22 protein-coding genes are annotated in these 24,079 nt (G+C 64.1%); 17 read left to right on the forward strand and 5 right to left on the reverse strand.

From position 1 onward, the window contains the following. Positions 1 to 36: 36 nt before the first annotated feature. The 4 genes from AB2B41_RS14050 to miaA form a co-directional block, all read right to left on the reverse strand. A complete protein-coding gene (locus tag AB2B41_RS14050; protein ID WP_420014301.1) occupies positions 37 to 1,248 on the reverse strand; it encodes an ABC transporter permease in 1,212 nt (403 codons plus the stop codon). 267 nt (positions 1,249 to 1,515) lie between these two features. Further along, positions 1,516 to 2,601 (reverse strand): ABC transporter permease, encoded by a 1,086-nt coding sequence (locus AB2B41_RS14055; protein WP_367878437.1) that lies wholly within the window; start codon positions 2,599 to 2,601, stop codon positions 1,516 to 1,518. A gap of 318 nt (positions 2,602 to 2,919) precedes the next feature. Then, positions 2,920 to 3,708 (reverse strand): helix-turn-helix domain-containing protein, encoded by a 789-nt coding sequence (locus AB2B41_RS14060; protein WP_367878438.1) that lies wholly within the window; start codon positions 3,706 to 3,708, stop codon positions 2,920 to 2,922. Positions 3,709 to 3,783: 75 nt separating this feature from the next. After that, complete coding sequence (gene miaA / locus AB2B41_RS14065; RefSeq protein WP_367878439.1) at positions 3,784 to 4,668, reverse strand: tRNA (adenosine(37)-N6)-dimethylallyltransferase MiaA; 885 nt, start codon at positions 4,666 to 4,668, stop codon at positions 3,784 to 3,786. A 95-nt stretch (positions 4,669 to 4,763) separates the two neighbouring features. Here miaA and pyrH point away from each other — a divergent pair, with 95 nt between their 5' ends. The 13 genes from pyrH (at position 4,764) to lpxB (ending at position 17,149) form a co-directional block, all read left to right on the forward strand. Beyond that, positions 4,764 to 5,492, forward strand: a complete 729-nt coding sequence (gene pyrH / locus AB2B41_RS14070; protein ID WP_367878440.1) for a UMP kinase — start codon at positions 4,764 to 4,766, stop codon at positions 5,490 to 5,492. Positions 5,493 to 5,819: 327 nt separating this feature from the next. Further along, positions 5,820 to 6,383, forward strand: a complete 564-nt coding sequence (gene frr, locus AB2B41_RS14075) for a ribosome recycling factor (protein WP_367878441.1) — start codon at positions 5,820 to 5,822, stop codon at positions 6,381 to 6,383. Between the two features lie 94 nt (positions 6,384 to 6,477). Further along, positions 6,478 to 7,224 carry a polyprenyl diphosphate synthase gene (uppS, locus tag AB2B41_RS14080; RefSeq protein ID WP_367878442.1) on the forward strand — a complete coding sequence of 249 codons (747 nt, stop codon included), beginning with the start codon at positions 6,478 to 6,480 and terminating at the stop codon, positions 7,222 to 7,224. A gap of 10 nt (positions 7,225 to 7,234) precedes the next feature. Next, positions 7,235 to 8,029, forward strand: a complete 795-nt coding sequence (locus tag AB2B41_RS14085; protein WP_367878443.1) for a phosphatidate cytidylyltransferase — start codon at positions 7,235 to 7,237, stop codon at positions 8,027 to 8,029. 8 nt (positions 8,030 to 8,037) lie between these two features. Continuing rightward, the gene (dxr, locus tag AB2B41_RS14090) at positions 8,038 to 9,210 is read left to right on the forward strand and encodes a 1-deoxy-D-xylulose-5-phosphate reductoisomerase (protein ID WP_367878444.1); all 1,173 of its coding nucleotides are present in this window, start codon (positions 8,038 to 8,040) and stop codon (positions 9,208 to 9,210) included. Positions 9,211 to 9,214: 4 nt separating this feature from the next. After that, positions 9,215 to 10,561 carry an RIP metalloprotease RseP gene (gene rseP, locus AB2B41_RS14095; protein WP_367878445.1) on the forward strand — a complete coding sequence of 449 codons (1,347 nt, stop codon included), beginning with the start codon at positions 9,215 to 9,217 and terminating at the stop codon, positions 10,559 to 10,561. Positions 10,562 to 10,681: 120 nt separating this feature from the next. Then, positions 10,682 to 10,813, forward strand: a complete 132-nt coding sequence (locus AB2B41_RS14100; RefSeq protein WP_367878446.1) for a hypothetical protein — start codon at positions 10,682 to 10,684, stop codon at positions 10,811 to 10,813. Between the two features lie 148 nt (positions 10,814 to 10,961). Further along, positions 10,962 to 13,319: an outer membrane protein assembly factor BamA gene (gene bamA / locus AB2B41_RS14105; protein WP_367878447.1), complete on the forward strand. Its 2,358-nt coding sequence runs from the start codon at positions 10,962 to 10,964 to the stop codon at positions 13,317 to 13,319. Between the two features lie 4 nt (positions 13,320 to 13,323). Then, positions 13,324 to 13,887 (forward strand): OmpH/Skp family outer membrane protein, encoded by a 564-nt coding sequence (locus AB2B41_RS14110; RefSeq protein WP_367878448.1) that lies wholly within the window; start codon positions 13,324 to 13,326, stop codon positions 13,885 to 13,887. Positions 13,888 to 13,954: 67 nt separating this feature from the next. Beyond that, positions 13,955 to 14,416 (forward strand): 3-hydroxyacyl-ACP dehydratase FabZ, encoded by a 462-nt coding sequence (gene fabZ, locus AB2B41_RS14115; protein ID WP_367878449.1) that lies wholly within the window; start codon positions 13,955 to 13,957, stop codon positions 14,414 to 14,416. Next, positions 14,413 to 15,195 (forward strand): acyl-ACP--UDP-N-acetylglucosamine O-acyltransferase, encoded by a 783-nt coding sequence (gene lpxA / locus AB2B41_RS14120; protein ID WP_367878450.1) that lies wholly within the window; start codon positions 14,413 to 14,415, stop codon positions 15,193 to 15,195. The genes fabZ and lpxA overlap by 4 nt, the downstream gene beginning before the upstream one ends. Next, the gene (locus AB2B41_RS14125; RefSeq protein ID WP_367878451.1) at positions 15,192 to 15,992 is read left to right on the forward strand and encodes an LpxI family protein; all 801 of its coding nucleotides are present in this window, start codon (positions 15,192 to 15,194) and stop codon (positions 15,990 to 15,992) included. Before lpxA ends, AB2B41_RS14125 begins: the two co-directional genes overlap by 4 nt. Continuing rightward, positions 15,989 to 17,149, forward strand: a complete 1,161-nt coding sequence (gene lpxB / locus AB2B41_RS14130) for a lipid-A-disaccharide synthase (protein WP_367878452.1) — start codon at positions 15,989 to 15,991, stop codon at positions 17,147 to 17,149. The genes AB2B41_RS14125 and lpxB overlap by 4 nt, the downstream gene beginning before the upstream one ends. A gap of 52 nt (positions 17,150 to 17,201) precedes the next feature. On the opposite strand, the gene mnmA is transcribed toward lpxB, so the two are convergent. Beyond that, positions 17,202 to 18,344, reverse strand: coding sequence for a tRNA 2-thiouridine(34) synthase MnmA (gene mnmA, locus AB2B41_RS14135; RefSeq protein ID WP_367878453.1), 1,143 nt, complete (start codon positions 18,342 to 18,344; stop codon positions 17,202 to 17,204). Positions 18,345 to 18,468: 124 nt separating this feature from the next. Between mnmA and sciP the strand changes: the two genes are divergently transcribed. The 4 genes from sciP (at position 18,469) to recG (ending at position 24,012) form a co-directional block, all read left to right on the forward strand. Further along, on the forward strand, positions 18,469 to 18,747 hold the full coding sequence (sciP, locus tag AB2B41_RS14140; protein WP_367878454.1) for a CtrA inhibitor SciP: 279 nt from the start codon (positions 18,469 to 18,471) through the stop codon (positions 18,745 to 18,747). 96 nt (positions 18,748 to 18,843) lie between these two features. Next, the gene (ctrA, locus tag AB2B41_RS14145; RefSeq protein WP_367878455.1) at positions 18,844 to 19,551 is read left to right on the forward strand and encodes a response regulator transcription factor CtrA; all 708 of its coding nucleotides are present in this window, start codon (positions 18,844 to 18,846) and stop codon (positions 19,549 to 19,551) included. 88 nt (positions 19,552 to 19,639) lie between these two features. Next, complete coding sequence (ligA, locus tag AB2B41_RS14150) at positions 19,640 to 21,925, forward strand: NAD-dependent DNA ligase LigA (RefSeq protein WP_367878456.1); 2,286 nt, start codon at positions 19,640 to 19,642, stop codon at positions 21,923 to 21,925. Then, positions 21,922 to 24,012: an ATP-dependent DNA helicase RecG gene (gene recG / locus AB2B41_RS14155; protein WP_367878457.1), complete on the forward strand. Its 2,091-nt coding sequence runs from the start codon at positions 21,922 to 21,924 to the stop codon at positions 24,010 to 24,012. Before ligA ends, recG begins: the two co-directional genes overlap by 4 nt. Positions 24,013 to 24,079 lie beyond the last annotated feature (67 nt).

The raw sequence follows: 24,079 nt of genomic DNA on the forward strand, positions 1-24,079 counted from the left end.
GGTCCGGGGGCAGAGCCCCCGAACAACACCCACATATCAGTCGCGCAACGACTCCTCACGCAGCCCGTCCGCCAGCAGGTTCAGCCCCAGCACGAGGCTCAGCAACGCCAGCGCCGGCGCAATCGCCGCATGCGGATAAAGCGACAGCAGCCGCCGCCCTGCGTTGATCGTCGATCCCCAGTCGGGGCTTTCCGATTCAAGCCCCAGCCCGAAGAAGCCCAGGGTTCCCAGAAGGATCGTGGTATAGCCGATCCGCAGGCAGAAATCGACGATCAGCGGCCCCCGCGCGTTGGGCAGGATTTCCCACAGCATGATGTACCAGGGCCCTTCGCCCCGCGTCTGGGCGGCGGCCACGTAGTCGCGCGTCTTGATGTCGAGCGCGAGGCCGCGTACGATCCGGAAGACCGTGGGCGAGTTCACGAAGACCACCGAGACGAAGACCACGAGGATGCCGGGGTCGATGTCGAAACCGTCAAGCATCGCAGGTATACCCGGGATCGTGTAGCTGTCGGTCGAGACGATGGTGCCGTTCGAGCTGACCATCGAAAGGTAGAGCCATCCCAGCACCCCGATGACGAAGATCAGCAAAGGCGTGCGCACCGAAGGCTGCGTGTAGAAGCGCGAGTTCAGCAGGATCGCCACGAATACGATGGGAAAGACGAAGAGGAACAGCGCCATGTAGTTCGGGATGCCTGTCAGCACGATCTCGGGCGTCACCAGTAGGTAGAACAGCAGGATCACCGGGAAGGCGAGAATGAGGTTCGCCAGGAAACTCAGGATCGTGTCGAGCTTGCCGCCGTAGTATCCCGCGGGCAGGCCCAGCGTGATCCCCACCATGAAGGCGAAAAGCGTGGCCAGGGGCGCGATCTGAACCACCACCCAGGAGCCCTTCACAAGCCGCGAAAAGACGTCGCGCGCAAGGTTGTCGCCGCCCAGCAGGAACCACTGGTAGTCACCTTCCTCGGCCCCGCGCAGCGGCGTGCCAGGTTCCTTGTTCTTCATCCCCGAGACCTGGCTCAGACTGTCGTGGGTGACGATCAAGTCGAAAAGCCCGCCGAAGATGCCGGTGTAGACCCAGAACATCACGATGGCGAAACCGATCATGCCAACAGTGCTGTCGAAAAGCTTGCCGTAAAGCCCAAGCTTGCGCTTGTAGCTGATCGACAACGCGAAGGTCACGATCAGCGCGATCCAGACCGGCAGGAACCGCTGCGCCATGCCGCCGAAGATCCCGGCACCCGTGCCCATGAAAATCCCGCCGACGAGGTAGACGAGGATCAGCGCAAGCGCGGCGTAGAAAAGGTAGCCCGTGATCATGTTGATGAAGCCGCTGGCCCCTTTTTCCGCGGCCAGCGTGCCGTCAGCGCCTATGGCCCTCGATCCGGAAGAGGGCGCAAGCGAGGCGAGGATCGACAGCGCGATGGTAATCGCCAGCAGGCCGATCACGATGTAGAAGACGATGTTCAATCCCGAAAGGGAGCCCGTCCATGTCAATGGTTCCATGTCAGAGCCTCCTTACGAAATCCGAATGCGGGGATTGAGATAGACATAGCCGATGTCCGAGATCAGCTGTGTCACCAGCACCACCACCACCGAGACGACCGAAACCGCCAGCAGCAGTTCGATGTCGTTGTTTGACGCCGCCTGCACCAGCAGCCAGCCGAAACCCTTGTAGTTGAAGAGCGTCTCGACGATCACCACGCCGTTCAGGAGCCACGGAATCTGCAGCATGATCACCGTGAAGGGCGCGATCAGCGCGTTCCTGAGCGCATGTTTCAGAACAATTTCCGAGAATTTCACGCCCTTCAGCCGCGCCGTGCGGATATATTGCGCGGTCATCACTTCGGCCATGGAGGCGCGGGTCATCCGTGCAATGTAGCCCATGCCATAGAGCGAGATCGTCAGCACCGGCAGGAAGAAATTCCAGAAGTTCGCGTCGTCCATCGCCGAGGTCGCCGAGCCCAGGAACAGCGTCTTGCCGTCGATCCAGCCCCATTCGGCCAGAAGCGGCGAGATGCCGAACTTCGACGAGGCGAGCACCGCGATGAAAATCACGCCCGAGACGTATTCAGGCGTTGCCGTTGTCGCGATGGAGAAGGTTGAGAGCGAGCGGTCCAGTTTCGAGCCTTCGCGCATGCCCGCCAGCACCCCGACAATCAGCGCCGAGGGCACCATCAGTAGCAACACGCAGAGCATCAGCTTGCCCGTCAGCGCCAGCCTTGTCGCCACCGTCGCGCCGACCTCGTCCTTGAAGACCGTCGAAAACCCCCAGTCTCCCTGGATCACCCCGCAGCGGGTGGGACGTTCTTCTTCCGGCGTGCCTTCGGCAAAGCAACGGCCAAAGACCTTGCCGTCCTCCTTTTCGGTCACCCAACCGGGCAGCACGCCCAGCCATTGGCCGAATTTGACCGGCATCGGCTGCAGGTAGCCGCGATCCCCGAGGTAGGAGGCGACGGCCTCGTCCGACATGCGGAAATTGCCCTGGGTCTTGGCCAGTTTTTCGAGGTTTGGATAGAGGTTGGTCAGCCAGAACACGATGAACGTCAGGCAAAGTGCCGTCAGCAACATCACGCCCAGGCGACGCAAGATGAATATTCCCATGTGGTGCCCCTGTTGGTGGCGCGGCGGGGTTTTCCCCACCGGAGTCTTGTCGGCCATTGGCCGTTGTGCGTGCGGGAACGGCCAACGGCCATCCGCGCGGGATCAAAGGTTTGTCGTTGAAGTGTCCCCCTTCCGAGCAAACGCGAGGCGGCGTCCTGTGACGCTCGTATCGTTGGCGTGCTGCGATCCCTGGGGACTATGAGGCACGACTTGCCTTCGCAGGTCAATGACTTCGACCGTCTCATGAGGTGCTTTTTGCGACAAAGGACTTGGCAAAAAACGACATGACCGGCGTCGCTTGAAGGGCGGCGGTTAGGATCAGGTGCCGCGCGATTTGCTGGGCGTGGCCCCGGTGTGGTGCTGGATGAAGCGGGTGAAATAGGCGGCAGAGCCGATCCCCAGATAGGCGGCGATCCGCTGTGCGGGCTCCGACGTGTCGGCCAGCAGTCGCCGGGCCTCGTGCAGGACACGCTCTGTCAGAAGGTCGGCGGCGGTCTTGCCGGTGGCGGATTTCACCGCGCGCGTCAGATGCGTGGGGGTCACGCCAAGATCGGCCGCGTAATCGGCCATCGTATCCCCCGAGCGATATCGCGTCGGCAGCATATCGCAGAAACGCTTGCTGAGCCGTGCCGCCGCGTTGCGCTTTTCGGGGATATGTTCGTCGGACAGGATCTGGCGGCGCAGCCAGACCGAGATCAGCGCCGCATGCGCCTCAAGCGCATCGTTCACAAGCGGGCGTTTCGCCGTATCCTCGCGCGCTGCGGCCTCGATCAGGCCGGTCAGCTCGGTCTGGGTCTGGACGTCGCGGATGCGCAGGTGCCGGGGGATCTGGGGCAGGTGCAGCGGCACCTCCTGCGGCAGAACCACCGCGAGCCCCGTGCTCTGGCGTCCAAGATCGAGCGCAAAGGGATGGCCCGCCGGAACGAAGATCGCGTTGTGCGCGCCGGTACCCCGCCTCAGGCCATCGAGGATGATCCGTCCCTGGCCTCGGGTGATCCAGAGCAAAAGGTGATGGGGCCGGTCGTGCAGAAGCCGCACGCGCCAGTCCTGCCCTTGCGAGAACCGTGCGAGGTTGCGGATCTGGATGTCTTGCGGGGGTGTTTGCATGGGTTGTTCTTTAAGTGCAAAAACTGGTCGTGAAAACTGCAAAAACCGGACAGAATGATAGGATTTTGAAAATAATCAATCCGGGCGAACGCGGTGCCAGCCCGCCATCTTGCTGCGCATCCAGGTGCGTTGGCGCTTGGCAAACTGGCGCGTGGCGATGATCGCGGCCTCTCGCGCCGCGTCGAGGGTCATCTCGCCCTTGAGGTGCGCCATCAACTCGGGCACGCCGATGGCGCGATGCGCGGGCAGGGAGGGGTCATAGACCGCCCGCTGTGCCGCGACCTCGTCCAGCGCGCCCTCCGCGATCATCTGGTCGAAGCGGCCTGCGATACGGGCGTTCAGCCAGTCCTTGGCGACATCAAAGACGACCGGATGGGTTTTCGAAAGCGGCAGCAGCGGGGCACCGGTGTCGTCCTGCCAAGCGGCAAGACCCTTGCCCGTTGCCTTCAAAACCTCCCACGCGCGCTGCACGCGGGCGCGGTTCTGCGTGTCGATCCGGTCTCGCGTTCCGGCGTCAAGCTGTGACAGCAGGGTGGGCAGGTCTATCCTGTCCCCCTCTGCCCGTATCTCGGCGGGTGTCGGCGGTATCTCGGCCAGCCCCTCGGTCAGCGCGCGGAAGTAGAGCCCCGTACCGCCCACGATGATCAGCCTACTGCCTTCTTGCAGCAGTGCCGCGACCTCGCGCAGCCAGTGTCCGGTGGAATAGGGCGCGGTCGCCGCGACATGGCCGTAGAGAGCGTGCGGCGCGCGTGCCTCTTCCTCGGGCGAAGGACGGGCGGTGATCACCCGCCAGCACCCATAGACCTGACTGGCATCGGCATTGACGATGGTGCCGCCCTGCCGTTCGGCGATCTCAAGCGCCAGCGCGGATTTGCCCGAGGCGGTCGGTCCGGCAACCAGCACATGCCGGTCTGCGGGGACTTCCCGCAGCGCTTCCGCCATGCTCTGGGATTTTGGCATTTCTTTTCCGACCCGCCCTGCCGCGCATTGAACCTTGCCGGTATTTGCGACATTTTGCGAGCGAATGTAATCCCATGCCCCGGAAAGCTGCGCCCATGTCCCTAGATACCCCGAAAGTGACCTTCAAACGCGTGATGCTGAAGATATCCGGGGAGGCGCTGATGGGGGACCAGGGCTTTGGCCTGCATCCGCCCACGGTCGAGCGGATCGCGCGCGAGGTCAAAAGCGTGCATGACCTGGGCGTCGAGATCTGCATGGTGATCGGCGGCGGCAATATCTTCCGCGGGCTTCAAGGATCAGCCCAGGGGATGGAGCGGACGACGGCCGACTACATGGGGATGCTGGCCACAGTGATGAACGCGCTGGCCATGCAGTCGGCGCTGGAGCAGTTGGGCATTCATACACGGGTGATTTCGGCCATCACCATGAACGAGGTGGCCGAGCCCTATATCCGCCGCCGCGCCGTGCGCCACCTCGAAAAGAAACGGATCTGCATCTTCGCCGCCGGAACGGGCAATCCCTATTTCACCACCGACACCGCCGCCACGCTGCGCGCGAACGAGATGAACTGCGAGGCGATCTTCAAGGGCACGAAGGTCGATGGCGTCTATGACAAGGACCCGGCAAAATACCCGGATGCGAAACGCTACGAGACGGTGACCTACGACGACGTGCTGGCCAAGCGGTTGGGGGTGATGGATGCCTCCGCCATCGCGCTGGCGCGGGACAACAACCTGCCGATCATCGTCTTCTCGCTGGACGAGCCGGGCGGGTTCAAGGGCATCCTGTCCGGGCACGGGACCTCGACCCGCGTTCAGGGGTGACTCCGTGCTGGGCCCTCGGTTTCCAACCAGAGCTGAAGGTCTGGCAGACGTCAGCACCGCGTTCCGGAACCGGCGCTTCAACGGAGGTGCGCACGAAATGCGGAGCAGAGCCTCGGCAGCGGCCACTTGGAGACAGGCGCGTTAGGCTCGCCTTCAGCATTTGACCATACGGTCGGCCGCAGGTCTTGCGATGGAGGGATATTCGCTGTTGCGCAATTTCCTGCCTGAGAAACGCTTTTGCCGGAACGCGCTTCGCGGGCTTACAATGCCGCGCGCATCACGTTATATCGGCGCAACAGAAAAGGCCCCTTTGCATTCGGAGATCCCATGTCAGACGACTTTATTCTCGACACCGACGATCTTGAGCGCCGTATGAAAGGCGCAATCAGCTCTTTGCGGACGGAATTCGCCTCCCTGCGCACCGGACGTGCCTCGGCATCGATGCTGGAGCCGGTGATGGTGGATGCATATGGTGCCATGACCCCGATCAACCAGGTGGGTACGGTCAACGTGCCCGAGCCGCGGATGGTGACGATCAACGTCTGGGACAAGGCGCTGGTGGGCAAGGTGGAAAAGGCGATCCGCGAAAGCGGTCTGGGGATCAACCCCCAGCTCAATGGCACGATCATCATGCTTCCGATCCCCGAGCTTAACGAGGAACGCCGCCGCGAGCTGACCAAGGTCGCAGGCCAATACGCCGAAAGCGCGCGCGTTTCGGTCCGCAACATCCGCCGCGACGGGATGGACCAGATCAAGAAGGGCAAGGCGGACGGCATGTCCGAGGACGACCAGAAGTTCTGGGAGAACGAGATGCAGGATCTGACCAACAAGTACATCGCGCTGATTGACGAGCAGCTTGAGACCAAGCAAGGCGAGATCATGCAGGTCTGAACAGCAAAAAGCCCTCCCGCCGGAGGGCTTTTGCCATTCTCGGGCCACGATCCTGAGGCAGAATGAGAACGAACAAAGCCGAGGCAGATCCGACATGAGCGCCATTCCCGATCCGATCCCGAGCCCCGATACGCCCCCGACGGGCCCGCGGCACGTGGCCATCATCATGGACGGCAACGGGCGGTGGGCCACCCAGCGCGGGCGGCCGCGGCTCTTCGGGCACCATGCCGGGGCCAAGCGCGTGCGCGAGATCGTCGAGGCCTGCCCGGATTTCGGGGTCGAATACCTTACTATCTTTGCCTTCTCGACGGAGAACTGGAAACGCACCCAGGCCGAGGTGGCAGGGCTGATGAGCCTCTTTCGCCGCTACATCACCAAGGAAACGCGGCATCTGCGTGAGCGCGGTGTGCGCGTCCGCTTCATCGGCGACCGGGTGCGGCTGGACGCCAAGCTCATCAGCCTGATGAACGAGCTGGAAGAGGCGACCGCGCACAACAGCACCGTGAACCTTACCATCGCGATCAACTACGGCGGGCGGGACGAGGTGGCGCGCGCCACCCACCGGCTGGCGCAAGACGTGGCAAGCGGCAAGCTGGACCCGGACAGCGTGGATGAAGAAACGCTGCCAAGATACCTTGATACCTGTGTTTTGCCCGATCCTGACCTGGTGATCCGCACCAGCGGCGAGGCCCGGATTTCCAATTTCCTGCTTTGGCAATCGGCCTATTCGGAGTACGAATTCATCGACACGCTCTGGCCCGACTTCACCCGGGCCGAGTTCGGCGAACTCTGCGCCTCCTACGGCGGGCGCGACCGGCGCTTCGGCGCCGTAAAGGCTTGAGACGGAACGGATGAAGGCACCTTCGGAACAATGGTCTGACCTCAATGCCCGTATGGGCGCAGGGGCGGCGATGGTCGTGATCGGCCTGATCGGCATTTGGCTGGGCGGCCATGTGTTTCACCTGCTGGTGGCGCTCATCTGCGGGCTGATGGTCTGGGAGCTGGTGGGGATGCTGCGCCCCGGCGTGCGCCATGCGCAGCTGCAACTGGGGGCGCTGACCGGGGCGGCCGTGTTCCTCGCGATCTATTTGCCTGTCGGTTTCGCGCTGCCGATCCTGCTGGCCCCGGCGCTGGTGGGCTTTGGGCAGCTTGAGCGGAACCGGACGATTTACATGGCCTTTACGGTACTGATCCTGTTGGCGGGCTACGGCATGATGCAGGTGCGCGACGACATGGGCTTTGGCTGGTTGCTGTGGCTGGTAATGGTCGTCGTTGTGACGGATGTGGTGGGCTACTTCGCGGGCCGCATGATTGGCGGACCCAAGTTCTGGCCCCGCGTCAGCCCCAAGAAGACCTGGGCCGGTACTGCCTCGGGCTGGGTCGGTGCGGCGCTGGTCGGGCTGCTTTTCTCGATCAACTCCGGCATCGGTCTGCAGCTGATGGGCATTTCCATCGCGGTCTCGATGGCCTCGCAGATGGGTGATATCGCGGAATCCGGCATGAAGCGGAAGATGGGGGTCAAGGACAGCTCGAACCTGATCCCCGGCCACGGCGGGCTGATGGACCGTTTCGACGGGATGCTGGGCGCGTCGCTTTTCCTGCTGGTGATCGGCCAGTTCATCGGCTTTCCGCCCGGTCTGGGATAGGCCGCCCCATGCGGAAAGTGACGATCCTTGGGGCAACCGGCTCCATCGGGCAGAATACCATCGACCTCATCGCGCGCGCGCCCGAGGAATATGACGTCGTGGCCCTCACGGGCGCGGGCAACATCGCACAACTTGCCGAAGACGCGGTGCGGCTCAGAGCCAATCTGGCGGTCACGGCACGCGAGGACCTGCTGGACGATCTGCGCGCGGCCCTTGCGGGCACGGAAGTCGAGGCTGCGGCCGGCACACAAGCCCTGATCGAGGCGGCCAGCAGGCCAGCCGACTGGATCATGTCCGCCATCGTCGGCGCGGCCGGGCTGGCACCGGGACTGGCGGCACTGGAGCAGGGGACCACGCTGGCGCTCGCCAACAAGGAATCCCTTGTTTGCGCGGGCGAGCTGGTTTTGCGGACGGCCAGGGCACATGGCACGCAGATTCTCCCCGTCGACAGCGAGCATTCCGCGATTTTCCAGGCGCTCATCGGCGAGGACATGGCCAGCGTCGAGCGGATCGTGATTACCGCCAGCGGCGGTGCCTTCCGTGACTGGCCGATTGAAAAGCTGGCCCAGGCGACCCTGGCCGAAGCCTCGAGCCACCCCAACTGGGACATGGGCCAGCGGATCACCATCGACTCGGCCTCCATGTTCAACAAGGCCATGGAAGTTATTGAAACCCATGAGTTCTTTGGCGTCGCCCCCGATCAGATCGAGGTGCTGGTACACCCCCAGTCGATGATCCATGCCCTTGTCGGGTTCAATGACGGCGCGCTCATGGCCCACGTCGGCCCGCCCGACATGCGCCATGCCATCGGCTTTGCGCTCCATCATCCCGAACGCCGCGCGCTGCCGGTCGAGCGGCTCGACCTCGCCGCCATCGGCACCTTCGAATTCCGCGCCCCGGACGAGGTCCGCTGGCCCGCCCTGCGGCTGGCGCGCGAGGCGATGCAGGCGGGCGGCATGATGGGCGCGGTCTTCAACGCGGCCAAGGAAACGGCACTTGACGGCTTCATCGCGGGGCAGATCGGTTTCACGGACATGGCCCATGTGGTCGAGGACGCAATGGCACGGATGAGCGCGTCAGATGGCCATATTGCTGACACCATGACCCTTGATAACGTGCTGCAAGTGGACCATCTGGCACGTAAGGCGGCTCAAGCCGCCATCGCCAAGAGAGCAGGATGACGTTTTGGATATTCTAGGACTTGTGCCGCAATTCGGCGGTGTGATCTGGACTTTGATCGCCTTCATCATCGCCCTGTCGGTGATCGTGGCGGTGCATGAATACGGTCATTACATTGTCGGGCGCTGGTGCGGCATCAAGGCGGATGTTTTCAGCATCGGCTTCGGTCCGGTGCTGTGGTCCGGTCATGACAGGCACGGCACCAAATGGCAGCTCGCAGCTTTGCCCTTCGGCGGCTACGTGAAATTTGCAGGCGATGCGAATGCGGCCTCCGGCAAGGACGAGGCGGCGATGGCCGCCGTGGCGAATGACCCCGAGGCGCTGCGGCACACCATGCACGGCGCGCCGCTCTGGGCACGCGCGCTGACCGTGGCGGCGGGTCCTGCCTTCAACTTCGCGATGTCTATCCTGATCTTCTTCGCCGTCGTCTTTACCTCCGGTGTCCCGCGCGAGCCGCTGACGGTGGGCGAAATGCGCCCGTTGCCGGTTTCTTTCGAAGGGCTGCAACCCGGCGATGAGATCACCGGGATCAACGGCAAGGAAATCCCGGAGGATACCGCGGAATACGCAACCTTCCTTCAGGAGTTGCCCAAGCAGCCGACGCTGACCTACGACGTCTTGCGCGACGGTCGCGCAATGTCGGTTGAGGGCCCGTTCTTCCTGCCACCGATCGCCTTGCAACTGGTGCCGCAATCCGCGGCGATTGATGCCGGTCTGCGGGTGGGCGATGTGATCACGGCGATCAATGGCGAGGATATCTTTGCCTTCTCGGAACTCAAGGAAACGGTCGAGGGATCGGAAGGCGCGCCGCTTGCGTTGCAGGTGTGGCGTGACGGCGAGACGCTTGATTTCACCATGGCCCCCAAGGTCGTGGACGAGCCGCAGCCTGACGGGTCGTTCCAGCGCTCCCTTCGGATCGGCATCGCCGGCGGTATGGCTTTCGAGCCCGCCACGGAGACGCCGGGCATCGGAGAGGCGCTTGTCGGCGGGGTTGAGAACACCTGGCGGATCATCACCGGCTCCATCTCGGGCCTGCGCGAGATGATCATCGGCAATATCTCGACCTGCAACCTCAGCGGACCGGTCGGCATCGCCCAGGCCTCGGGCGCCATGGCAAGCCAGGGGGCGCAGTCCTTCATCTACTTCATTGCGGTGCTGAGCACGGCCGTGGGTCTGCTGAACCTCTTCCCGGTGCCCGCGCTCGATGGGGGACATCTGACCTTCTACGCCTACGAGGCGGTTGCCGGAAAACCGCCCAGCGACAAGGCGCTGCGGGTGCTGATGTCTGTCGGACTGGCGCTGGTGCTGTCGTTGATGGTTTTTGCGCTGGGGAACGATCTGTTCTGCCCGTAAAGCGTGAGCGGCTTGCAGAAATGCGTGGCAAAAGGCGAAATGCCCCAAAATCGCCACATTTCGTCAAAATCGTGCCGGAAACCATGGCTAGCCTGATCGCATCAATTTGAGGACGGGCACATGCAAGCCATTCAAAGTTCATATCGCGGTCTCAGCCTGCTGATGGATCTCAACTGGGATCGCGTGCTTTACGTCGCGACCATTGCCTTCGCGCTTGCCGCAGGCGCCTACGTCGGGACGCTCGCCCACTGAGTGCCCGCGCGGGCAAGACCACAGCATGATGTTTGAGGAATGAAATGCACTGCAATATGCGGTGCATTTTCGCGTGTCTTGCTTTTGACAAACCGGGTTAACCTGCGTACTCAGGTTGGCAACGAAGTCTTAAGTATGGGTTGAAACCATGACGCGGACCACCTGGGGCAGTGCGCCGACTATTTCGGCGGGATTTTCATATGGCGGCAAGCTGCTGAGGTCGGCCTCGGTTTGTGCACTGTTATCAGTGGCTTGTTTTGCAACCTCTGTGCCGGTCGCGGCCCAGCAGTACCAATTCAACTCCGTCCAGATCAACGGGAACGAACGGATCGGCGATGCGGCGATCCTGCGGCAAGCCGGAATCAGGCGCGGCCAGCCGGTGACCGGCGGCCAGCTGAACGACGCTTACCAGAACTTGCAGAGCTCCGGCCTCTTTGAGACGGTCGAGATCGAGCCGCGCGGCGGCACGCTGGTCATCACCGTCGTCGAACTGCCGACGCTGAACCGCGTCCGCTTCGAAGGCAACAGGCGCATCAAGGACGAACAGCTCCAGCAACTGGTCGGCTCGACCGAGCGGCGCGTCTTCAACCCCGCGCAGGCCGAGGCGGATGCCGCCGCGATTGCCGAAGCCTACAGCAATCAGGGCCGGATCGCCGCGCGCGTGCAGCCCCGGATCATCAAGCGCGACCAGAACCGCGTCGACCTGATCTTTGAAATCTTCGAAGGCGACAACGTCGAGATCGAGCGCATCAGCTTTGTCGGCAACCGCCAATATTCCGACCGCCGCCTGCGCCGCGTGCTGGGCACCAAGCAGGCCGGCCTTTTCCGCCGCCTCGTGCAACGCGATACCTTTGTCGAGGACCGTGTCGAGGTCGACAAGCAGCTTCTGCGCGACTTCTACCTCTCGCGCGGCTACGTGGACATGCGCACCACCGCCGTCAACAGCGAGCTGACGCAGGAACGCGACGGCTATTTCGTGTCCTACAACATTGTCGAGGGACAACAATTCCGCTTCGGCGAGATCGACCTCGTTTCGGAAATGCCGAACGTCGACGCGGATGCCTACCGACAGATCATCAAGGTCCGCCCCGGTGCGGTCTATTCGCCGACGCTGGTCGAAAATGACATTGCCCGTCTTGAACGGCAGGCGATCCGCGACGGCGTGGACTTCATGCGCGTAGAGCCGCGGATTGAGCGGAACGACCGCGACCTGACCCTCGATGTGACCTACGTGATCTCGCGCGGGCCGCGGGTCTTCGTTGAGCGGATCGACATCGAGGGCAACACCACGACGCTTGACCGCGTGATCCGGCGCCAGTTCAACAGCGTCGAGGGCGACCCCTTCAACCCGCGCGAAATCCGCCAGGCGGCCGAACGCATCCGCGCGCTGAACTATTTCGAGACGGCCTCGGTCAACGCACGCGAAGGCAGCAGCGGCGAGCAGGTTGTCGTCGACGTCGATGTCGAGGAAAAGCCCACCGGATCGCTGAACTTCGGCGGCTCCTTCTCGAACAACGACGGCTTCGGCCTTGCCATCAGTTTTGCCGAGGAAAATTTCCTCGGCCGTGGTCAGAAACTGACGCTGTCGCTTTCGACCGCCGAGGATGCGACGCGCTACGGGATCAACTTCGTCGAACCCGCACTTCTGGGGCGGGACGTGGCCTTTGGTCTTAACCTCGATTACGCCGAGACGAACTCGTCGTTCTTCTCCTACGATACGAACCGCCTGGTCTTCCAGCCGTCGATCACCTTCCCGATCAGCGAAAACGGGCGCCTGTCGCTGCGCTACACCGCAGAAGAGATCGAGATGCTGGAGCGTGACCCGATCGAGAACGGCCTGACCGTCGCCGCCGATATCGCGGCAGGTGCGCAATGGTCGTCGGCCCTTGGCTATGAATACACCTATGACAACCGGCGCGGCGGGCTGAACCCGAACGCGGGCGTTCTGTTCCAGTTCTCGCAGGATTTCGCGGGTCTGGGCGGCGACAGCACCTTCATCAAGACCACCGCCAAGGTCATCGGCGAGCGCAAGATCCTCAACGAGGACGTGACCCTGCGCGCCACGCTCGAAGGCGGTGCGCTTGCCTGGCAGGAGGGGACGAACCGCGTGGTCGACCGTTTCCTCATCGGCCCGTCGATCCTGCGCGGCTTCGAGCCGGGCGGCATCGGCCCGCGCGACATCAGCGGTTCGGTCAATGATCCGCTGGGCGGCAACCTCTATGTCGCCGCGCGCTTCGAGGCGGAATTCCCCATCGGTCTGCCCGAGGAATACGGAATTTCCGGCGGCGTCTTCTATGACATCGGCAACCTCTGGGACCTCGACGACGTGGACCTGAATGGCGGCAATATCGTGGGCGAGGACGGTTCATTCCGCCACGTGATCGGCTTCTCGGTGTTCTGGGAAACCCCGGTCGGCCCCTTGCAGTTCAACGTGTCCAAGGCGCTGAAGAGCGAAGACTTTGACGAAGAGCAGACCTTCGAAGTCACGCTGCGCACGCAGTTCTGATGTGATGCGCGGCGCGCGACTTGCAGCCGTGGTCGCGCTGGCCGCCCTGAGTTCCGCGCCGTCCCTCCACGCCCAGCAGACCCCCGGCGCGGGGCTGGACCGCGGATCGGTGATCAGCCCGGTGCTGACCATCGATTCCGAGCGTCTTTTCCTACAAAGCGCCTTTGGCCGCCGCGTCGCCGCCGAGATCGAAGCGAAAGGGGCGGAACTGACCGCCGAGAACCGCCGGATCGAGGCCGACCTGGAGGCAGAAGAGCGCGAGCTCACCGAAAAGCGCGCCACCATGAGCCCCGAGGAATTCCGCGAACTGGCCGATGCCTTCGACAGGAAGGTACAGGACACCCGTCAGGCCCAGTCCGCGAAGGGACGTGCGCTGAACGCGCTGCTCGAGCAGGAGCGCGAGGTCTTTCTCAACGCCGCCGCCCCGGTGCTGGAGCGCCTGATGCGCGAGGCGGAGGCGGCGGTGATCCTCGAACGGCGCTCGGTCTTTGTCAGCGCCTCGGCCATCGAGATCACGGATGATGCCATCGCGTTACTCGATGAAACATTGGGCAGCGGCGATAACTGACGGCGGCTTGCCGGTTTGGTGCGAAGTTGATAGCCCTGAGAGACGAAATTCAGGCAAAGGACCCCGCATGAGCCAGGAACTGAAAAGCGCGGACATTCAGACGATCCAGCGCATCTTGCCCCACCGCTATCCCTTCCTTCTGGTCGACAAGGTGGAAGAGATCGACGGAACGGCCTCTGCCGTGGGCTACAAGAACGTCACCAATAATGAGCCGCATTTCCAGGGGCATTTCCCGGGCACGCCGATCATGCCGGGGGTGACCATTGTCGAGGCCATGGCGCAGACGGCGGGGGTGATGATCGGCGTTGCGCTGGACCTGCTGGACAAGGAGATGCTGATCTACTTCATGTCCATCGACAACTGCAAGTTCCGCCGCAAGGTGGTGCCCGGCGATGTCCTGCGGATGGACATCAAGACCCTGCGCGGCAAGCCCGGCGGCAAGATCTGGCGCTTCTCGGGTGTCGCCACCGTCGATGGCGAGATGGCCGCCGAGGCCGAGTTCATGGCCATGACGGACCTGCCGAAATGAGCAACATTCACCCCTCGGCGGTGATCGAGGAAGGGGCGCAGATCGACCCTTCGGCCAAGGTCGGACCGTTTTGCGTGGTCGGCCCCGACGTGGTGCTGGGGCCCGGCGTCGAGTTGAAATCGCACGCCGTCGTCACGGGCCGGACCGAGGTGGGCGAGGGGACGGTGATCTTCTCCTTCGCGGTGATCGGTGAGATACCGCAGGACTTGAAATTCAAGGGCGAGGCGAGCCGCCTCGTCATCGGCAAACGCAACCGCATCCGCGAGCATGTCACCATGAACTGCGGCACCGAGGGCGGTGGCGGTGTGACGCGCATCGGGGACGACGGGCTGTTCATGGCGGGCTGCCATATCGCCCATGACGCGCAACTGGGCGACCGGGTGATCATCGTGAATTCCGCCGCCGTGGCCGGGCATTGCATCATCGAGGACGACGTGATCGTCGGCGGCCTTTCGGGCATCCACCAGTTCGTGCGCATCGGCCGCGGCGCCATCATCGGCGCGGTGACCATGGTGACGAACGACGTCATTCCCTATGGCCTCGTGCAGGCGCCGCGCGGGGAGTTGGACGGGCTGAACCTCGTGGGGCTCAAGCGCCGTGGGGTCGCGCGCTCTGACATCACCGCGTTGCGGGCCGCATTCCAGATGCTGGCGCAGGGCGAGGGCACCTTTCAGGACCGTGCGCAGCGGCTCGGCGATGAGACAGAGAGCGACTATGTCCGCGAGATCGTCGCATTTGTCATGGCCGATACCGGCCGCCACTTTCTGACGCCGAAATGAGCCTCGCGCTGATCGCCGGGCGCGGGCGTTTGCCTGCCGAGGTGGCCGCCGCGCAGGCGGAGCCCCCGCTGGTCTGTGCCTACGAAGGCGTCGTGCCGGAGGGGCTGGAGGCTGACCTGACCTTTCGGCTGGAGACCTTGGGTTCGTTACTGGTGAAACTGGGTGAGAAGGGCGTCACAAAGGTCTGTTTTTGTGGCGGAATTGATCGCCCGGAGCTTGATCCCTCGAAGCTCGATGCCGAGACCCTGCCTTTGGTGCCGCTGTTCCAGAAGGCCTTGGCCGCAGGCGACAACGGCGCGCTGCAAATCCTGAAGGAGTTGTTCGAAGAGACCGGTTTCGAGGTGGTCGGCGCGGACGAACTGCTGCCCGATCTCGTGGCCGCACAGGGCGTACTCTCTGAAGCCTGGCCCGATGCCCAGATGCGCCGGGATGCGGCGCGGGGCGAGGCGGTACTTGCGGGCCTTGCCCCGCTCGACATCGGGCAGGCCTGCGTGATCGGCGCGGAACAGGTGCTGGGCGTGGAGGCCATGGGCGGGACGGATCACCTGCTCGCGACCCTGCCGCCCCGCGCGCGCCAGATGCGCGCGATCCTCTGCAAGGGGCCCAAGGAAGGGCAGATACGCGAGATCGACATGCCGACCATTGGCCCCGCCACGATTGAAGCCGCGCATGCTGCGGGTCTTGCGGGTGTGGTGGTCGATGCCGGTGACGTCATCCTGCTCGAACCCGAACGCTGTGCGGCGCTGGCCGATGAGCACGGTCTCGTGCTCTGGGTCCGAGAGGGGGGTGCGGCGTGAGGGTCTTCATCCTCGCCGGGGAGCCCTCGGGCGACAGGTTGGGCGGGGCGCTGATGGCGGGGCTGAAAGAGCTGCGACCTGACGTGAGGTTTGAAGGAATCGGCGGCCCGGAGATGACGGCGCAGGGGTTGCAAAGCCGCTTCGACATGTCTGAACTTAGTGTCATGGGGCTGGCCGAGATCCTGCCGCGCTACCGTGCGCTGATGGCCCGGATCAACCAGACGGCGCAGGCGGTGCTGGAGATGAAGCCCGACGTGCTGATCACCATCGACAGCCCCGATTTCTCGCTCCGCGTGGCGCGGCGGGTGAAGGCGCGAAGCGGTATCCGGACGGTGCACTACGTGGCCCCCACGGTCTGGGCCTGGCGGCCCGGGCGGGCGGAGAAGATGGCGCGCTATGTCGATCACGTGCTTGCGCTTTTCCCGTTTGAACCGCCTTATATGGAAGCCGCTGGCATGCGCTGCGACTTCGTCGGCCACCCGGTGGTGGCCGAGCCACAAGCCACGGTTGCGGAGGCCGAGATGTTTCGCGCGCGAAACAAACTCGGTGACGCGCCGCTCTTGCTCGTCCTGCCTGGCTCGCGTCAGAGCGAGGTGGCACGCCTGGGGCCGGTGTTCCAGCAGGTGGTGGCGCGGCTGCAGCTGGAGCGGCCCGAGATGCGTGTCGTGATCCCCGCAGCGGCACCGGTGGTGGCGGCTGTGCGGCGGCTGACGCAGAACTGGTCGCCCGCGCCCATCATCCTGAACCCTTTGGCCGAGGATGTGGCGGACCCGGCGGCGGAGAAGCGCGCGGCTTTCCGCGCGGCGGACGTGGCGCTGGCGGCGTCGGGCACGGTGTCGCTGGAACTGGCGGCGAGCGAGACGCCGATGGTGATCGCCTACGACATGAACTGGCTGAGCCGTCAGATCATCGGGCGGATGGTCAAGGTGGATACGGTGACGCTGGTGAACCTTGTGTCGGAGACCCGCGCGGTGCCGGAATTCATCGGGGCGAATTGCCGTCCGGGGCCCATTGCGGCGGAGGTGCTCAAGGTGCTGGCGGCACCGGAGGCGCAGCTGGAGGCGATGCGCGTGACCATGGACCGGCTGGGGCGCGGTGGCGAGGCACCGGGGCTGCGCGCGGCGCGGGCGGTGCTGGCGGGGATGTCGAACACTTGAGGGCTCTGCCCTCAAACTCCCGGGACTTTATGTGACCAGAAAGAGGGGCAGGTCAGCCCTTGTGAATCCACCCCCCGCCGAAGATGCGGGTGCTTTCGGGGTCGTAGAAGACGCAGGCCTGGCCAGGTGAGACGCCTTCCTCTGGGGTGAGGAGTTCGACCTCGGCAGTGGTTTCGGTTAGCGGGCGCAGGATCGCGTCGCGCGGGGGGCGGGTGGAGCGGACCTTGACCGCGATGGGCCATTCCGGGCGCGCGGTGAGCGGGGCGTCGCCCAGCCAGTTGATCTCTTTCACCGGGACGGTGCGGGTGGCAAGCATGCTCTTGGGGCCGACGACGACCTCCTTGCGGTCAGCGTCGAGCTTGATCACGTAAAGTGGGTCTGCAAGGCCGCCGATCCCCAGTCCTCGGCGTTGGCCGATGGTGTAGTGGATGATGCCCTCGTGCTGGCCGAGCACGTTGCCCTCTGTGTCGACGATGTTGCCGGGATCGGCGGCCTCGGGGCGCAGTTTGCGGATCACGGCGGCGTAGTCGCCGTTCGGGACAAAGCAGATGTCCTGGCTGTCGGGCTTCATCGCCACGCTCAGCCCGTACTTCGCGGCGAGCGCGCGGGTGTCGTCCTTGGACGGCAGATGCCCCAGCGGGAAGCGCAGATAGTCGAGTTGTTCGGGCGTGGTGGAGAAGAGGAAATAGCTCTGATCCCGGCTGGCGTCGGCGGCGCAATGCAATTCGGGGCCGTGGGCGCCCATCTTGCGCTGGATGTAATGGCCGGTTGCCATGCAATCGGCTTCGAGGTCGCGGGCGGTTTCCAGCAGGTCCTTGAACTTCACACGCTCGTTGCAGCGGATGCAGGGCACCGGTGTCGCCCCGCCGAGGTAGCTGTCGGCGAATTCGTCGATGACCGCGTCGCGGAAGACGTTTTCGTAGTCGAGCACGTAGTGGGGAAAGCCCATGTCCTCGGCCACACGGCGTGCGTCGTGGATGTCGATGCCCGCGCAGCAGGCGCCTTTCTTGGCGAGCGCTGCACCATGGTCGTAAAGCTGCAGCGTCACGCCCACGACGTCATAGCCTTCCTCGGCCAGCATGGCCGCCACGACTGAGCTGTCGACGCCGCCGGACATCGCGACGACCACCCGCGTTTCGGCGGGGGGCTTCGCAAAGCCAAGCGAGTTCAGCGGTGGGGTCTGATCGAGCGGCATGTCGGTCTCCGGGAGGTATCGGGGGGAATATAGGAAAATCCTAAGTACTCACAAGGGCGGGCTTCATGCCGCGTTAAGGGCGTGAGGTCAGATTGCCCCCGGTGCGAAACGAGGAATGCATGGGATGTACCTTAAGAAAGTCGATGGTCCCAGATCGGTGACCCTGGCCGACGGCAGTATCATGAGCCAGGCGGACCTGCCGCCCAAGAACACCAGGCGCTGGGTCGCGTCGCGCAAGGCCGCGGTGGTGCGGGGGGTGGTGTATGGGCTGATTTCCCAGTCCGAGGCGCTGGAGCGATACCAGATCAGCGAGGAGGAGTTTCTGGAGTGGGTGCGCGCGGTCACGGAACACGGTGAGGCGGCTTTGAAGGCCACGGCACTACAAAAGTATAGACAATCTTAAGTTGTGCCCATAGTTTTCCACACAAAGGTAACGGGTGGTTAACTTTTTTTGTTCACGATCCGGTCCGATATTGATGTCGTTGTTTGGAGACTGTGAATGCGCGTACTGCTTGTCGAGGATGACCCCACCACTTCCCGCAGCATCGAGCTGATGTTGACCCATGCCAATCTGAACGTCTATGCGACGGACCTTGGCGAGGAGGGAATCGACCTGGCCAAGCTCTACGACTATGACCTTATTTTGCTGGACCTCGACCTGCCCGACATGAACGGACATGAGGTTCTGCGCCAGTTGCGCCTCAGCCGGATCGAGACGCCGATCCTTATCCTCTCCGGCTCTGACGATACTGAGAACAAGATCAAGGGATTCGGGTTCGGGGCGGATGATTACCTGACCAAGCCTTTCCACCGCGAGGAGCTGGTCGCGCGCATTCATGCGATCATCCGGCGCTCCAAGGGGCATTCGCAGTCGGTCATCGAGACCGGCCAGATCGCCGTGAACCTCGATGCCAAGACGGTGAGCGTGGACAACCAGGCCGTGCATCTGACCGGCAAGGAATACCAGATGCTGGAACTGCTGTCGCTGCGCAAGGGCACGACGCTGACCAAGGAGATGTTCCTCAACCACCTCTATGGCGGCATGGACGAGCCGGAACTGAAGATCATCGACGTCTTCATCTGCAAGTTACGCAAGAAGCTGAGCCAGGCGACCGGCGGCGAGAACTATATCGAGACCGTCTGGGGCCGGGGCTATGTCCTGCGCGATCCGGAACCGTCGACGATCAAGATGGCGAAATCGGCCTGACCCGGGCAAGGTGAAATCGACCTAGACCTGAATTGTCGGGCGACCTATCTGTACTCCCCAAGGCAGTATCCGGGCAGGGGTGGGGTGCATGACGTCGAAGATCGCGGTCGAAGCGCTGACAAGGGATCAGGCGGCTGAGGAGCTTGCGCGGCTTTCCGAAGTTTTGCGGCAGGCCAATCTGGATTACCACACCGCCGACGATCCGACGATTGACGACGCGACCTACGATGCGCTCAAGCAGCGCAACGCGGATATCGAGGCGCGGTTTCCCGATCTGAAACGCAGCGACAGCCCCTCGGACCAGGTGGGGGCGACGCCGGCTGACGGGTTTTCCAAGATCACCCATGCGGTGGCGATGCTGTCGCTTGCCAATGCATTCGACCGGGAGGACGTGGCCGAATTCGACGCGCGGATCCGCAAATATCTCGGACTGGGGGCGGAGGCGCATCTCGACTACACGGCGGAGCCCAAGATCGACGGGCTGTCACTGTCCCTGCGCTACGAAGGGGGCAGGCTGGCCCATGCCGCCACGCGCGGCGATGGCGCGGTGGGCGAGAACGTGACCGCGAATGCGCTGACCATAGACGATATCCCCGAGCGGCTGGAAGGCGCGCCGGAGGTGTTGGAGGTGCGCGGCGAGGTCTACATGAGCCACGCGGATTTCGGGGCGTTGAACGCGCGGCAGGAAGCGGCGGGTGGAAAACCTTTTGCCAATCCGCGCAACGCGGCGGCGGGGTCTTTGCGCCAGCTTGACAGCGAGATCACGCGGTCGCGGCCCTTGCGCTTTTTTGTCTACGGCTGGGGGGAGCTTTCGGCACCGCTGGCCGAGACACAGTTGGGCTCGATTGAACGGCTGGCGGAGTTGGGATTTTCCACCAATCCGCTGACGGCCTTGTGCGATGGGCCGGAGGCGCTGCTCGCGCATTATGCGCGGATCGAAGAACAGCGGGCGACGCTGGGGTATGACATCGACGGCGTGGTCTACAAGGTGAACGACCTGCGGCTGCAGGAGCGGCTGGGGTTCCGGTCGACCACGCCGCGTTGGGCGGTGGCGCATAAGTTCGCGGCGGAGCTGGCGTGGACCTGGCTCAGGGCCATCGACATCCAGGTGGGACGCACCGGCGCGTTGTCGCCCGTGGCGCGGCTGCAGCCGGTGACGGTGGGAGGCGTCGTCGTGTCGAACGCGACGCTGCACAACGAGGACTACATCAAGGGGCTGGACAGCAAGGGGGCCGAGATACGCGGCGGCAAGGACATCCGCGTGGGCGACTGGGTGCAGGTCTATCGCGCCGGGGACGTGATCCCCAAGGTGGCGGATGTGGATCTATCGAAGCGGCCCAAGGATGCGGAGCCTTATGTCTTTCCCGATACCTGCCCGGAATGCGGCAGTGCTGCGGTGCGCGAACCCGGAGATGCGGTGCGGCGGTGTACGGGCGGCATGATCTGCCCGGCGCAGGCGGTCGAAAAGCTCAAGCACTTCGTGTCGCGCGCGGCCTTCGATATCGAGGGGCTCGGGGCAAAGCAGGTGGAGCTTTTCTACTTCATCCACTGGATCAAGGAGCCCGCCGATATCTTCACGCTGCAGGCGCGGGATGCGGGGGGCAGCAAGCTGAAGGATCGGCTGGAGGACTTTCTTGAGCAGCAGTTCAGCCAGTCCGAGCGGGCACAGGAGACGCGTCAGAAATACGCGGAGCTGCTTCGCGGCGTTGAGATTCCGGTGGACGAGACGGATGACGCGGCCCTTGAGCGGGCCATCCGGCACCTCGCGCAGAAGCCTCTGGCGCAGGTCAAGGGCTGGGGCGAGAAGTCGGCGACCAACCTCTTCAAGGCCATCGAGGACAAGCGGCGCATTCCATTGGACCGGGTGATCTTTGCGCTTGGCATCCGGCACGTGGGTGAGGCGGCGTCGAACCTGATCGCGCTGCACTACGGCACATGGGAGGCCTTCGAGGCCGCCATGGCCGAGGCGCGGGAGATGCAGGGGCCGGCCTGGGACGACCTGATGGGGATCGACGGGGTGGGCAGCGTCATGGCGTCCTCGCTCGTCAATGCCTTCGCGCAGGAGCGGGAGCGGGCGTCCATCGACCGGCTGATCGCGCAGTTGGAGGTGCAGGAGGTTGCGCGCGCGGATACTTCGGGGAGCCCCGTGGCGGGCAAGACCGTGGTCTTTACCGGCACGCTGGAGCGGATGACGCGGGCCGAGGCGAAGGCGCGGGCGGAGCGATTGGGGGCGAAGGTTTCGGGCTCGGTCAGTGCCAAGACGGATATCGTGGTTGCCGGGCCCGGCGCTGGGTCGAAGGCCAAGAAGGCGGCGGAACTGGGGATCGAGACGCTGGACGAGGAGGGCTGGCTCAGCCTGATCGGCGAGGCATGAGCCAGCGGCCCGAGCCTCTGTTCCCGCTCTTCGCGGGGCTCGAGACGCTCGACGGGGTGGGGCCCAAGACGGCGCAGCATTTCGCGCAGTTGCATGTCGAGACGCCGCGCGATCTGTTGTTTACATTGCCCTATTCGGGCGTTGATCGGCGCAGGCAGGACACGCTGAAGGACGCGGTGCTGCCTGCGACTTTGACGGTGGCGGTAACGATTGGTGCGCATCGGCCGCCCCGGAACAAGGGCGGGGCATACCGGATCCATGCGGAGGATTCGGCGACCAGTTTTCAGATCGTGTTTTTCCACGCGCGGGGGCCCTATTTGGAGAAATTGCTGCCGCCGGGGTCGCGACGGGTGGTGTCGGGGCGGGTGGAGCTTTTCGACGGGATCGCGCAGATGGTGCACCCCGATTTCGCCGTGCCGGAGGAGGAGGCGGGTGAAATTCCGGCCTTCGAGCCGATCTATCCGCTGACCAGCGGCATTTCTCAGAAACTGATGTACAAGGCCACGCGCGGGGCGCTGAAGCGCGTGCCCGAGATGGCGGAATGGATCGATCCTGCGCAGAAGGCGCGCGCCGGGTGGCCGGATTTCGGGGAGGCCGTGCGGACGGCCCATGATCCGCAGACGCTGGCGGATGTGTCGGCCACGGCCCCCGCACGGGAGCGGCTGGCCTATGATGAGCTTTTTGCGCATCAGATCACGCTGGCGCTCGCCCGGCAGCGGGAACGGCGCAAGAAGGGGCGAGTGACGAAAGGCGACGGGCATTTGCAGGCCCGCGTGCTGGCGTCGCTGCCCTACACCCCCACCTGGGCGCAGTCCCGCGCAGTGGCCGAGATCACCGGGGATATGGCCAGCCCCCAGCGCATGAACCGCTTGCTGCAGGGCGATGTGGGGGCGGGCAAGACGCTGGTCGCTTTCATGGCGCTGCTCTGCGCGGTAGAGGCCGGGGGGCAGGGCGTGCTGATGGCGCCGACGGAGATCCTTGCACGGCAACATCTGGAGGGGCTGCGGCCGCTGGCGGAAGAAGCGGGTGTGGTACTGGAAATCCTGACGGGCCGGGACAAGGGCAGCGAGCGGCAGGCCAAGCTTGCGGCATTAGCGCGTGGGGATATTCAGGTGCTGGTGGGGACACATGCGGTCTTTCAGGCGGATGTGGCGTTCGCCGATCTTCGGCTGGCGGTGGTGGATGAGCAGCACCGCTTCGGCGTGCGGCAGCGGCTGGAACTGGGGCAGAAGGGCGACCGGGCGGATGTGCTGGTGATGACGGCGACGCCGATCCCTCGCTCGCTGGCGCTGGCGCAATACGGGGACATGGATGTCTCGGTCCTCGACGAAAAGCCGCCCGGACGGCAGCCGATCAAGACGGCGCTGGTGAGCACGGACAGGTTGGACCAGGTGGTTGAGCGTCTGCGCGCGGCGATTGGCGAGGGGCGGCAGTGCTACTGGGTCTGCCCGCTGGTCGAAGAGAGCGAGGTCAGCGACCTGATCGCGGCGGAGGAGCGGTTCAAGCGGTTGCGCGCGGCCTTGGGTGAGGGGGTCGTGGGGCTGGTCCACGGGCAGATGCCGCCCGCGGAGAAAGACGCGGCGATGCAGGCCTTCGTGGAGGGGCGCACGCAGGTTCTGGTGGCCACCACCGTGATCGAGGTGGGGGTGAACGTGCCCAATGCGACGATCATGGTGATCGAACGGGCCGAGACCTTTGGCCTTGCGCAACTCCATCAGCTGCGGGGGCGTGTGGGGCGCGGCGAGGGGGCCTCGACCTGCCTGCTGATGTATCAGCAGCCCCTCAGCGAGGGCGGGCAGCAGCGGCTGGAGGTCCTGCGGGAGACCGAGGACGGCTTTGCCATTGCCGAAACCGATTTGCGGATGCGCGGGACCGGTGACCTGATCGGGACGGCGCAATCGGGGGTGCCCCGGTTCCGGGTGGCGGACCTTGAGCGGCAGGCGGGGCTGATGGCGACGGCACTGTCGGATGCACGCAAGCTTCTGGCGGATGACCCCGATCTGACGTCGGACCGGGGCAAGGCCGCGCGGATGCTTTTGTGGCTGATGCGGCAGGATGAGGCGATCCGTTTGATTTCAGTCGGTTAGGTCGCGCGTTCCACTTTGTTCGCGAATGTTCTCAAAAAGTTCTTTACAGGAGAGCCGAGAAATGAGA

Origin of the sequence: Sulfitobacter sediminis (genome assembly GCF_040811725.1) — a bacterium.
Taxonomy (GTDB): Bacteria; Pseudomonadota; Alphaproteobacteria; order Rhodobacterales; family Rhodobacteraceae; genus Sulfitobacter; species Sulfitobacter sediminis.

Bases quoted from the DNA above. Each gene is read 5' to 3' on its own strand.
- AB2B41_RS14050 (WP_420014301.1), bottom strand. From the start codon at position 1,248: ATGGGCACGGGTGCCGGGATCTTCGGCGGCATGGCGCAGCGGTTCCTG.
- AB2B41_RS14055 (WP_367878437.1), bottom strand. From the start codon at position 2,601: ATGGGAATATTCATCTTGCGTCGCCTGGGCGTGATGTTGCTGACGGCA.
- AB2B41_RS14060 (WP_367878438.1), bottom strand. From the start codon at position 3,708: ATGCAAACACCCCCGCAAGACATCCAGATCCGCAACCTCGCACGGTTC.
- miaA (WP_367878439.1), bottom strand. From the start codon at position 4,668: ATGCCAAAATCCCAGAGCATGGCGGAAGCGCTGCGGGAAGTCCCCGCA.
- pyrH (WP_367878440.1), top strand. From the start codon at position 4,764: ATGTCCCTAGATACCCCGAAAGTGACCTTCAAACGCGTGATGCTGAAG.
- frr (WP_367878441.1), top strand. From the start codon at position 5,820: ATGTCAGACGACTTTATTCTCGACACCGACGATCTTGAGCGCCGTATG.
- uppS (WP_367878442.1), top strand. From the start codon at position 6,478: ATGAGCGCCATTCCCGATCCGATCCCGAGCCCCGATACGCCCCCGACG.
- AB2B41_RS14085 (WP_367878443.1), top strand. From the start codon at position 7,235: ATGAAGGCACCTTCGGAACAATGGTCTGACCTCAATGCCCGTATGGGC.
- dxr (WP_367878444.1), top strand. From the start codon at position 8,038: ATGCGGAAAGTGACGATCCTTGGGGCAACCGGCTCCATCGGGCAGAAT.
- AB2B41_RS14100 (WP_367878446.1), top strand. From the start codon at position 10,682: ATGCAAGCCATTCAAAGTTCATATCGCGGTCTCAGCCTGCTGATGGAT.
- bamA (WP_367878447.1), top strand. From the start codon at position 10,962: ATGACGCGGACCACCTGGGGCAGTGCGCCGACTATTTCGGCGGGATTT.
- AB2B41_RS14110 (WP_367878448.1), top strand. From the start codon at position 13,324: ATGCGCGGCGCGCGACTTGCAGCCGTGGTCGCGCTGGCCGCCCTGAGT.
- fabZ (WP_367878449.1), top strand. From the start codon at position 13,955: ATGAGCCAGGAACTGAAAAGCGCGGACATTCAGACGATCCAGCGCATC.
- lpxA (WP_367878450.1), top strand. From the start codon at position 14,413: ATGAGCAACATTCACCCCTCGGCGGTGATCGAGGAAGGGGCGCAGATC.
- AB2B41_RS14125 (WP_367878451.1), top strand. From the start codon at position 15,192: ATGAGCCTCGCGCTGATCGCCGGGCGCGGGCGTTTGCCTGCCGAGGTG.
- mnmA (WP_367878453.1), bottom strand. From the start codon at position 18,344: ATGCCGCTCGATCAGACCCCACCGCTGAACTCGCTTGGCTTTGCGAAG.
- sciP (WP_367878454.1), top strand. From the start codon at position 18,469: ATGTACCTTAAGAAAGTCGATGGTCCCAGATCGGTGACCCTGGCCGAC.
- ctrA (WP_367878455.1), top strand. From the start codon at position 18,844: ATGCGCGTACTGCTTGTCGAGGATGACCCCACCACTTCCCGCAGCATC.
- ligA (WP_367878456.1), top strand. From the start codon at position 19,640: ATGACGTCGAAGATCGCGGTCGAAGCGCTGACAAGGGATCAGGCGGCT.
- recG (WP_367878457.1), top strand. From the start codon at position 21,922: ATGAGCCAGCGGCCCGAGCCTCTGTTCCCGCTCTTCGCGGGGCTCGAG.